We start from the raw sequence: 8877 nt of genomic DNA on the forward strand, positions 1-8877 counted from the left end.
TACGTCAACACCAGGGGCCCCTAGAGGTGGTTCAGCTTCGACTGGGACTGGAACTGGTTGTGCACCGCGGTGTCGTTGCCCGTGAACAGGCCCGAGGCCCCCCGCAACGCGGTCTTCTCCCCGGCGAGGCGGGCCATCAGCGACCGCACCTGCTGGTCCCAGGTGTCCGCGACCTTCTTGAGTCCGGCGGCCGTGTCCCAGCCGTCGAAGCCCTTCTGGGCTGCGGCGGTGGCGTCGTCCGCGTGCTCGGCGGCCTTCTTGGTGTTCGGCTCGAACTCGGTCTCGATCAGGCCCGCCGCCGCCTTCTTCTGCTGCGGCGTCGAGGCGAAGTCCCCCGGCCCGCCCGGAGCCAACGGCCCGGGCCCCGGCCCGCTGTTCAGGCGCATGCCCGCCCGGTCCTGGTCGACATCCCCCGACATGACGCTCCCCCCATCACGGATGGCTCCGATCATATGCACGGCCACCGTGCAGGCTTGACCCTCGACCAGGTGGAGGGAGCAGTGTTCCGGCCGTGGGGAACGAGAACGAGATGCGCAGCATCGGCGAGATGGCCCGGGACAGCGGGCTGGGCGTGAGCGCCCTGCGGTTCTACGACGGAGCCGGGGTGCTGGTCCCGGACTGGGTGGACCCGGTGAGCGGGTACCGCTGGTACGGGCCCGGCCAGTTGGACGAGGCGCGCCTGCTGGCGCACCTGCGGCGGGCCGGCATGCCGCTGGCCGACATCCGGCTGGTGACGGCCGGCTGGTCCGGGTCCGACACCGCCCTGGTGCTGAAGCTGCTCTCCGAGCACCTGCTCCGGCTGGAGCGCGGGCTCTCCGACGCGCGCCACGCGTTCTCCACGGTCCGCGCCCTTCTCGACGCCAGGGAGACCACGATGAGTTCGTCCTTCGCCCACCCGCACACCGCCGCCGTCCGCCTGACCGTTTCCGCGCCCGGACTGGCCGCCGCGCTGGACGCGGTCCGGTTCGCCGCGAGCACCGATCCGGAGCTGCCGATGCTCGGCGGCGTCCTGTTCGACGCCGAGGGCGGGACGCTGCGGGTCGTCGCCACCGACCGGTACCGGCTGGCCGTTTCTGCGACCGCCGTCACCGGCGCCGGGGGGTACGACGGCTCCCGGGTCCAGGCCGTCGTCCCGTCCCCGCTGGTCGACGCGATGCGGGCGCTGCTCGGCAGCGACGGGTCCGCGGAGCTGCGGATCGAGGGGAACGGGGTGGTCCTGGAGGCCGGGGAGCGGCAGGCCGGCGGGCGGTGCGGCGGGACCGGCTTCCCCGACTACCGCCGGCTCTCACGGCTGCCGGCCGGGCGCCGGGCCTCGGTGGACGTGCCCGCGTTCCGGGAGGCGCTGATCGGCGGGCCGGTACGGAGCCAGGTACGGGAGGAGGACGGTGAGGCGTACGAGGTCAGCGTGCTGGAGGTGACGGACGGGGGGACGGTGTCGGTCCGCGAGCACGCCTCCCCCGGGGACCGGGTCGGCGTCAACCGCGCCTTCCTGCTGGAGGCCTTGGCCGCGGCGGACCGGGACCGGCTGGTCCTGGAGGCCGGGACCGGCCCCAGGCCGCTGACCATCAGCCGCGGCGACGACGAGGAGACGTACTCGATGCTCATGCCGGTGCTCGTGGAGGACTAGCGGGTGTACCTCCCCTCCGCGCCCGGGGCGGCCGGCTCCTAGGCAGCCCGCAGGGCCGCGGAAAGGGCGGCGAGGGAGTCGGCGCAGGCGTACACGGTCCGGGCGTCGACCACCCCGGCGGCACCCAGGTCGAGGCGCACGGGCGGGTCCAGGCGCACGGCCACGTCCAGCGAGCCGCTCACCGAGCAGGCCACCGCGTCCGGCTCGTCCGGCACGGGCCGCGGCCCCCGGCCGTCCACGGTCCGGATCACCGGCGACACGGACCGGACCGCCGGGCGCGGCAGCACCACCTCCCCCAGGAACCCGGTGCGCAGCACCAGCCGCTCGGCGTCCACCTGGTGCGGATGCCGGACCAGCGCGGCCACCAAGGCGAGGCCGCCCGCGATCAGCAGCACCTCCAGCGCCGCGTGGGCGGGCCGGAGCGGGGGCGGCACCATCGAGGACACCAGGAACGAGGTCACGATCTCTATGGCGACCAGCGGCAGCACCAGCTGCCGCACCCCGGCCGAGTGCCGCACCCCCGGCACCGCCGGCCGCCGCACGACGACTTCCGCCAGCGACCGCGCCAGCACCCGCACGGCACCGGCCTTGCCCGGCCCGGCCGTCACGGCACCCGTCACCACCCGCTCCGCGTCGCCCACTTGGCCCCCTTCCTCCGTCATCTCACCTCAGCCTGAGCCGACTTGGGCCAGGACGAAAGTGACAAACGTCAGCGATGGGGCATGGCGGTCCGGGCCCGCATCAGGCTCGCCCGAGCCGCGCCTCCAGCGCCGGGGGCAGCGGGTAGGGCCGCTCCGGCGGCAGCAGCCGCTGCGCCCGGCCGGCCTGCCCGGTGCGGACCAGCGCCTCGGCCTTGCGCACCTGCGGGGTGAGATCGGTGACGCCGGTGACCCACTCGTCCGTGAACGTGCGGATCAGCCCGCGCCCGATGCCGACCTGGATGCTGTAGTGGTTCAGCGCCGCCCCGCGCGGCGACCGCTCGGGGTCCCACTGGACGTGCACGGCGGCCCGGGCGACGGCCTCCGGCGCCGAGGTGGTGAGCACGGCTTCGGCCAGGGCCGCCTCCCACCCCTCCCGGGTCATCCGCACGCCGAGGATCCGCTCCTGCCCGGCCTTGCGGGCCCAGTTGCTGCGGTGCATCAGCCACAGGAACGACGGCTTGATCCACGTCATCCGCCGGAACGAGAACGGCTCGACGAAACGCCCCGCGCGCAGGGCCGCGTCCGCGATGGCGGGTGCGTAGGCCTGGTAGACCACGATCGTGCGGGCGTCGTAGTCGGCCCGGACCTGGAACTGGGGTGTCATGCCCCGGAGTATCGGCTCCGGCCCGCCCGCGCCGCGACGGGATTTCACACCGGCAGCACGGCCCAGGTCCGCGTCCCGCCACCGGGCTCCCGGGAGGGACCGACCCCCCACTCCCCGCCGTGATCGCGGACGAGCGCGGCGAACACCCGGAGGGTGCCCCGGCGGCGGGCCTCGCAGAGGGCGGCGAGGCGGGGGTGGGCGTGCGCGGAGTGGCCGTCGTAGACGATCAGGCGGAGGGCGTCGTCCCGCTGGCGGAGCGAGAGGTAGGTCTCGCCGTACGGGTCCATCCGCCAGGCGGAGCCCATGAGTTCGGAGGCGGCCTGCACGGCGGTGGGTTCGAGCGGATCGAGCGCGTACGCCCGCAGCGCGGCCCGCACGACCTGCCGGGCGATCCCGGCGGACCGGGCGGAGGCGGGCAGCGTGACGCTGCAGGACAGCCCGGGCGGATCGACGGGCTCGCCGTCGGGGGCGATGGGGCAGGAGGCGGGGACGGCGTACAAGTCCGCGGCGGTGAAGGGGTGAAGCATCTTCGGCTCCCAAGTCGTCTGATGTGACGGCGGATCGGCATCGGAAGCTCGACGCGCACGGCTGGCTCACGCGGGCGGGGAGGTGGCTCGTCGCCGAGGCCGAGGCATGCTGCGGCGATGCACTTCGACTCCCCTGAGTGAGCGGTGCGCCACTTAAAGTAGCGCGAATGGTGGGGTATTCACCACCTGATCCGTGAAGCTGGGCCACGGGTGGATCCGCCGGGGCGCGACACGGCAGACTGCCCCCATGCCGCCGCGCACCTCACCGACCGAACGTCAGAAGCGACTGGGCACCGAGCTGCGCAGGATGAGACTGGCCGCTGGCGTATCGGCCGAATCCGCCGCCGGCCTACTCGGTGTCGACCGGACCAAGGTCTCTGCCATCGAGCAGGGGGTCCGGGCCATAAGCGAGGAACGCCTCCGTGCTCTGGCCTGCCACTACGACTGCGCGGACGAGGAATACATCCACGCGCTCGTCGCAATGGCGCAGACCCGGAAGCGCGGTTGGTGGGAACGCTACCGGGGCTCACTGTCATCGGCGGTGCTCGACATCGCCGAACTGGAGGCCCACGCGACGCGCATGCGGTGCGCACACTCGGTACACATCCCGGGCCTGTTGCAGACCAGCGAACACGCCCTCGCACTCTTCCGGTTCGTCGTGCCAAGGCTGCCGGAACAGCAGGTCGCTCTGCGGCTGGCGCACAGGCTGGAGCGGCAGCAGGTGCTGGAGGGCGCATCGGCACCCGAGTACGTCGCGATCGTGCATGAAGCCGCACTGCGCATGCAGTTCGGCGGCCCCAAGGTGGCACGCGCTCAACTCGAATACCTGACATACATGTCCGAGCGGGACAACATCGTCCTGCGCGTACTACCTTTCGAAGCAGGAGGGTTCCCCGGCGCGGGCCAGACGGTCAACTACCTGGAGGGGCCAGTACCCCAGCTCGACACCGCACAGGTCGACAGCACACACGGCCCCGACTTCCTGCACACCGAGGCACAACTGTCCAAGTACCGGGGCCAACTGGACTGGATGGAGCGGCTCAGTCTGTCCCCCGCCGATTCAGGGGACTTCATCCAGACCCTGGCCCGCCAGCTCTGAGAGGATCCGATGGCCGACATCGATTGGGAAGACGCCTTCTGTGGCGAAGGCGCGAGCTGCTACCGCATAGGCGTGGACGCGAACGGCAACAGCTACATCGCCGTCGCGGGACAGGAGGACCACCCCCTCACGGACAGCCGCGCCGCGCTCACCGCCCTGATCCGGGACATCAAGGCCGGCAAGGCGGACCACCTGCTGGACGGCTGACTGATGGTCCCCCCGAATCCCATCTGAAGGCTCCCCCTGGCGGGGTCAGCGGCGTCGCGGGCCGCTCTTCGCGAGGCCCTTGCCGTTGCCGTTGCCCTTGTCAGCGGATGCGACGGTGCCTGGGACCCGCTTGGCGAGGGGAGGCGGCGGGGTCGATCCCGGCGGCTGCGGAACGGCCGGGGTCCACGGCTGGATGGCGGGGCATTCGAGCTTCTCCGGCTCGCCACGGTCCACATCGCAGCTGGTCTCGAAGATCTGCCCGGTCGTGGTGACCACTTCGAGGATGACCCTGTTGGCGGTCTCCGCGATCGTGATGCCGCAGGGGTTGCGCGGGTAGCCCGTGGAGTTGGCGGAGAGGTTGTACCAGGTGTAGGCGGGGGTCATGGGGTTTCCCGCGTTGAAGTCGTACACGCCTGCCAGAGCGGTGCCGTTGGGCAGCAGTACGGCCTTGTACTTGACCTCCTCCTCGTCCCACGAGGTCGACACATCTACGCACGGCCCGGTGGGACCGACCGGGCCCTGCACACCCTGCGGGCCCTGAGCCCCGGTCGCACCCGTCTCGCCCTGAGGGCCCTGAGCCCCGGTCGCACCTGTCTCGCCTTGCGGGCCCTGACCCCCGGTCGCACCTGTCTCACCCTTCGGGCCCTGCGCACCCGTCTCGCCCTGAGGGCCCTGGGCCCCGGTCGCACCCGTCTCGCCTTGCGGGCCCTGCGCACCCGTCTCACCGGTCTCACCCTTCGGGCCCTGCGCACCCGTCTCGCCCTGAGGGCCCTGGGCCCCGGTCGCGCCGGTCTCGCCCTTCGGGCCCTGAGCCCCGGTCGCACCCGTCTCGCCTTGCGGGCCCTGCGCACCCGTCTCACCCTGAGGGCCCTGAGCCCCGGTCGCACCCGTCTCGCCCTTCGGGCCCTGCGCACCGGCCGGGCCTTGTGACCCGGTCTCGCCCTTCGGGCCCTGCGCTCCGGTGGCGCCCGTCTCGCCCTGCGCACCCGCCGGGCCCTGTGACCCGGTCTCACCCTTGGGACCGGCGGGACCCTGGGCGCCGGCGGGACCCTGGGCGCCGGCCGGACCCTGGGGGCCCGCAGGTCCCTGTGGGCCGGGGACGCCTTCCGGGGGGCACATGTCCTGGCGCCAGGTGCCGTAATCGTCGTCCTCGGAGCCGTCGCCCTGCGACGGGCGGCCGTCAGGGTGGTCGTGCGAGCCGCACGGGTTGCTCGCACCGGCAACGGCCGGTACCGCCGGCGTCCCCGCCGCGGCGGCCGGGCCCGTCAGGCCCACGAGCACGAGCGAGAGGGAGGCCAGCGCGCCCCCCGCAGTCCAGGCCCGACTGCGGGCGACCGGGCCCAGGAGGGACGTGGCCCTGTGCTCACAACTCATCGAAGCGCTCCTCCGGAACCAAAAGCCGGGCCGGGGCGGGAACGGATCCCCACCCGACCAGGGATATGAACGTCCTTCGGATAAACGGACTACAACCCCGGCGTCTTGAGCCCCGAGGAACCGACGTCAGCCCATTGGCCTACTCGACCCCCACGATCGGACGCACCGACGTCAGCCACGTGACAGCGCGGCCGGCCGGACGGCGTCGGCGGCCACCGAGCCGCGCAGCAGCGCGGCCAGGTCGTGGAATCCGGCCGGCTCACCGGTGGGGGCCGCCGCGGCGATGCGGTCCAGGCGGAATCCGCGGCCGGCCCGCCGGGTGCGGCACCACGCGATGAGGTACCAGCGGCCCCCGGCGGTGAGCAGTCCCGCCGGTTCCACGACGCGGTCGCTCTCGCGCCCGGCCGCATCGACGTACGTCAGCCGCAGCACCGCGCTGTCGGTGAGGGCCCGTTCCACCGCGTCACGGACGGCCGGCTCCGTCCGGGGCGGCAGTGCGACGATCCGTGCCGCCAGCTCCTGGGCCGCCTCCATGGCAGGACCGGTCATCGACGCCATGAGCTTCTGGTACGCCGTACGGGCCGCACCGGAGTAGGGCGTTTCGGTGGCGGCGAGGGCGGCGGCCAGGGCCGCGGCCTCCGCGGTGGTGAAGCGGACCGGGGGCAGGGTCATCGCCGGGTCGACCGTCCAGCCCCCGCCCCGCCCGGGGGTGGCACGTACGGGGACGCCGGAGTCCATCAGCGCCTGGAGGTCGCGCTGCACCGTCCGGGTACTGACCTCGAACCGCGCGGCCAGCGCCGCGACCGTGCGGGGCCGCGGCGCCGATGCGCGCAGCTCCTCCACCAGGGCGTAGAGCCGAGTCGTGCGGTCCATGGGGCCGACGCTACCGGCCCGCCGAGGCCAGGAACTCCCGCTCGCGCGCGTGCTCGCGTTCGGTGACGGTCAGGGGGAAGAGGGTGAACCCGTGCATCGCGCCGGCGACGATCCCGAGGTGTACGGGCGCACCCGCCGCCCTCCAGCGCTGGGCCATGAAGAGGGAGTCGTCCAACAGCGGGTCCTCCGTGCCGACGACCATCCGCGCGGGGGGCATGCCGGCCAGGTCCGCGTACAGCGGCGAGAGCTCAGGGGCGCGGCGCTCCTCCGGACCCGCTCCGGGCGTGAAGAGCTCGTAAACGCCCTTCATGGACTCGGTGTTGCTCAGCAGGGGCCGGGCGCCGAACGAGCGCTGGCTCGGGGTCATGGACAGGTCGTACGGGCCGAAGAGGAGATGGGCGGCCCGGAAGGCCCCGTGGATGCCGTGGCGGTCCCGCAGGCGCAGCAGGGTCAGGACGCTCAGGTGGGCGCCGGCGGACTCGCCGCCGATCAGCAGCCGGTCGGTGCCGAACTCGGCGGCGGCGTGTTCGACGAGCCACCGCGCCGCGGCCTCACAGTCGTCGGGCCCGGCGGGGAAGGGGTGCTCGGGCGCGAGGCGGTAGTCCACGCTCACGACCGCCAGGCGCGCCTCCTCGGCGATCCGGTACAGCCGCTCGTCCTGCCCGTCGGCGGAGCCGAACGACCAGCCGCCGCCGTGGACGTGCAGGTACACGCCCTCCGCCCGCCCCGATGGCGGCAGGAACGTCCGCACCCTGACCCCGCCCGCGAGGGACCGGTCCCGGCCCTGGGGCAGTCGCACGGGCGGCGCGTCACCGGCGAGCCGGTTGCGCCGCAGGTGCGCCAGCAGGGCCGGGTCCGGAGCCCGGCCCCGGGTGGGGCGGCTCGCGGCGGCGGCCGCGAACCGCTCGTTGAAGGCGAGGGTCTCGGCGAGGCAGTCCTCATCGGTGACCGTCATCGTCGTCATCGTCGTCGTCATCGGCATGCACTGAGGGTTACGACCGCTCGCGACAACCCCCTGTCACCCTTTCCCGGTGACTCGGATCACCCCTCTTCTGCGGCTCGCCGCACCGCCGGTCGGCGGGGTGCGCGGAGCGGAAAGGGCTCCTTAAGGTGCACCCCACATTCCATTTAGGGAGAATAGGGGTGATACGGACAGGAGTGGATGGGCATGGTCCGGGTACTGGTGGTCGACGACGAGGCGCTGATCCGGGAGGGGCTCCGGTTCGCCCTTTCCGGTGCGCCGGACATCACCCTGACGTCGGCGGTCCCGGTCGCCGGCGCCGTGGCGGCGGTACGGCGCGAAACCCCCGAGGTGGTGCTCCTGGACGCGTGCACCCTCGACGCGAACGCGCTCGCCGCGGGCTTCGGGTCCGTTCCCTCCCCACCGGTGGTCTGCGTCCTGTCCCGTTCCACGGCCCCGGAGCACCTGGCCGCGGCGCTGGAGGCGGGCGCCGGCGGCTTCGTACCCAAGCAGGTGGCCCTGGAGGCGGTCGTACCGCTGGTCCGGATGCTGGCGGCGGGAGTACGGGCGTACGGCCCGGACGGGTGGGGGCGGTCGCGCACGGCCTTCCTGGCGGAGGAGGCCCGGCGGGCCGCGGCCGCGGCGGAGATCGGGGCGCTCACGGCGCGGGAACGCGATGTGGCGGCCCTGCTCGCGACGGGGCGGTCCAACGCGGAGGTGGGAGCACACCTCGGACTCAGCCCGGCGACGGTCAAGGACCACGTCAGCGCGATCCTCGGCAAGCTCGGCACCGCGAACCGGGTCCGGGCGGCCGTCCTGGCCGACCGGGCCGGCCTGCGCCCCCCGCCGCAGGTGGCCCGGCCGGCCGTGCCGTACCGTCCGGGTCCCGGCCCCGCCGGGTGAA

The 8877-nt window shown here is 73.5% G+C and carries 11 protein-coding genes; 4 read left to right on the top strand and 7 right to left on the bottom strand.

What is annotated here, in order from left to right; genetic code table 11:
- Window positions 1–20: 20 nt before the first annotated feature.
- Entirely contained in the window at window positions 21–419 is a 399-nt protein-coding gene (locus ACQKM2_RS29750) for a hypothetical protein (protein WP_427715052.1), read from the bottom strand.
- Between the two features lie 110 nt (window positions 420–529).
- On the opposite strand from ACQKM2_RS29750, the gene ACQKM2_RS29755 reads away from it, so the two are divergent.
- Window positions 530–1627: a MerR family transcriptional regulator gene (locus ACQKM2_RS29755; protein ID WP_427715098.1), complete on the top strand. Its 1098-nt coding sequence runs from the start codon at window positions 530–532 to the stop codon at window positions 1625–1627.
- Window positions 1628–1665: 38 nt separating this feature from the next.
- On the opposite strand, the gene ACQKM2_RS29760 is transcribed toward ACQKM2_RS29755, so the two are convergent.
- The 3 genes from ACQKM2_RS29760 to ACQKM2_RS29770 all read right to left on the bottom strand — a co-directional run bounded on the left by ACQKM2_RS29760 (window position 1666) and on the right by ACQKM2_RS29770 (window position 3459).
- Entirely contained in the window at window positions 1666–2289 is a 624-nt protein-coding gene (locus tag ACQKM2_RS29760) for a hypothetical protein (protein WP_427715053.1), read from the bottom strand.
- Between the two features lie 79 nt (window positions 2290–2368).
- Entirely contained in the window at window positions 2369–2932 is a 564-nt protein-coding gene (locus ACQKM2_RS29765) for a DUF4291 domain-containing protein (protein WP_427715054.1), read from the bottom strand.
- Window positions 2933–2976: 44 nt separating this feature from the next.
- A complete protein-coding gene (locus ACQKM2_RS29770) occupies window positions 2977–3459 on the bottom strand; it encodes an ATP-binding protein (RefSeq protein WP_427715055.1) in 483 nt (160 codons plus the stop codon).
- 247 nt (window positions 3460–3706) lie between these two features.
- Between ACQKM2_RS29770 and ACQKM2_RS29775 the strand changes: the two genes are divergently transcribed.
- Together ACQKM2_RS29775 and ACQKM2_RS29780 are read left to right on the top strand one after the other, a co-directional pair.
- A complete protein-coding gene (locus ACQKM2_RS29775; RefSeq protein WP_360451417.1) occupies window positions 3707–4558 on the top strand; it encodes a helix-turn-helix domain-containing protein in 852 nt (283 codons plus the stop codon).
- 9 nt (window positions 4559–4567) lie between these two features.
- Window positions 4568–4765: a hypothetical protein gene (locus tag ACQKM2_RS29780; RefSeq protein ID WP_360451420.1), complete on the top strand. Its 198-nt coding sequence runs from the start codon at window positions 4568–4570 to the stop codon at window positions 4763–4765.
- Window positions 4766–4810: 45 nt separating this feature from the next.
- On the opposite strand, the gene ACQKM2_RS29785 is transcribed toward ACQKM2_RS29780, so the two are convergent.
- The 3 genes from ACQKM2_RS29785 to ACQKM2_RS29795 form a co-directional block, all read right to left on the bottom strand.
- On the bottom strand, window positions 4811–5251 hold the full coding sequence (locus ACQKM2_RS29785) for a hypothetical protein (RefSeq protein WP_427715056.1): 441 nt from the start codon (window positions 5249–5251) through the stop codon (window positions 4811–4813).
- 1059 nt (window positions 5252–6310) lie between these two features.
- On the bottom strand, window positions 6311–7012 hold the full coding sequence (locus ACQKM2_RS29790) for a helix-turn-helix transcriptional regulator (RefSeq protein WP_427715057.1): 702 nt from the start codon (window positions 7010–7012) through the stop codon (window positions 6311–6313).
- Between the two features lie 10 nt (window positions 7013–7022).
- Complete coding sequence (locus tag ACQKM2_RS29795) at window positions 7023–7994, bottom strand: alpha/beta hydrolase (RefSeq protein ID WP_427715059.1); 972 nt, start codon at window positions 7992–7994, stop codon at window positions 7023–7025.
- 186 nt (window positions 7995–8180) lie between these two features.
- On the opposite strand from ACQKM2_RS29795, the gene ACQKM2_RS29800 reads away from it, so the two are divergent.
- Window positions 8181–8876, top strand: coding sequence for a LuxR C-terminal-related transcriptional regulator (locus ACQKM2_RS29800; RefSeq protein WP_427715061.1), 696 nt, complete (start codon window positions 8181–8183; stop codon window positions 8874–8876).
- Window position 8877 lies beyond the last annotated feature (1 nt).

It is taken from the genome of Streptomyces sp. NPDC004126, from assembly GCF_050275515.1.
Taxonomy (GTDB): Bacteria; Actinomycetota; Actinomycetes; order Streptomycetales; family Streptomycetaceae; genus Streptomyces.

Coding starts and splice junctions, on each gene's coding strand:
- ACQKM2_RS29750 (WP_427715052.1), bottom strand. CDS start 419: ATGTCGGGGGATGTCGACCAGGACCGGGCGGGCATGCGCCTGAACAGC.
- ACQKM2_RS29755 (WP_427715098.1), top strand. CDS start 530: ATGCGCAGCATCGGCGAGATGGCCCGGGACAGCGGGCTGGGCGTGAGC.
- ACQKM2_RS29760 (WP_427715053.1), bottom strand. CDS start 2,289: ATGACGGAGGAAGGGGGCCAAGTGGGCGACGCGGAGCGGGTGGTGACG.
- ACQKM2_RS29765 (WP_427715054.1), bottom strand. CDS start 2,932: ATGACACCCCAGTTCCAGGTCCGGGCCGACTACGACGCCCGCACGATC.
- ACQKM2_RS29770 (WP_427715055.1), bottom strand. CDS start 3,459: ATGCTTCACCCCTTCACCGCCGCGGACTTGTACGCCGTCCCCGCCTCC.
- ACQKM2_RS29775 (WP_360451417.1), top strand. CDS start 3,707: ATGCCGCCGCGCACCTCACCGACCGAACGTCAGAAGCGACTGGGCACC.
- ACQKM2_RS29780 (WP_360451420.1), top strand. CDS start 4,568: ATGGCCGACATCGATTGGGAAGACGCCTTCTGTGGCGAAGGCGCGAGC.
- ACQKM2_RS29790 (WP_427715057.1), bottom strand. CDS start 7,012: ATGGACCGCACGACTCGGCTCTACGCCCTGGTGGAGGAGCTGCGCGCA.
- ACQKM2_RS29795 (WP_427715059.1), bottom strand. CDS start 7,994: ATGCCGATGACGACGACGATGACGACGATGACGGTCACCGATGAGGAC.
- ACQKM2_RS29800 (WP_427715061.1), top strand. CDS start 8,181: ATGGTCCGGGTACTGGTGGTCGACGACGAGGCGCTGATCCGGGAGGGG.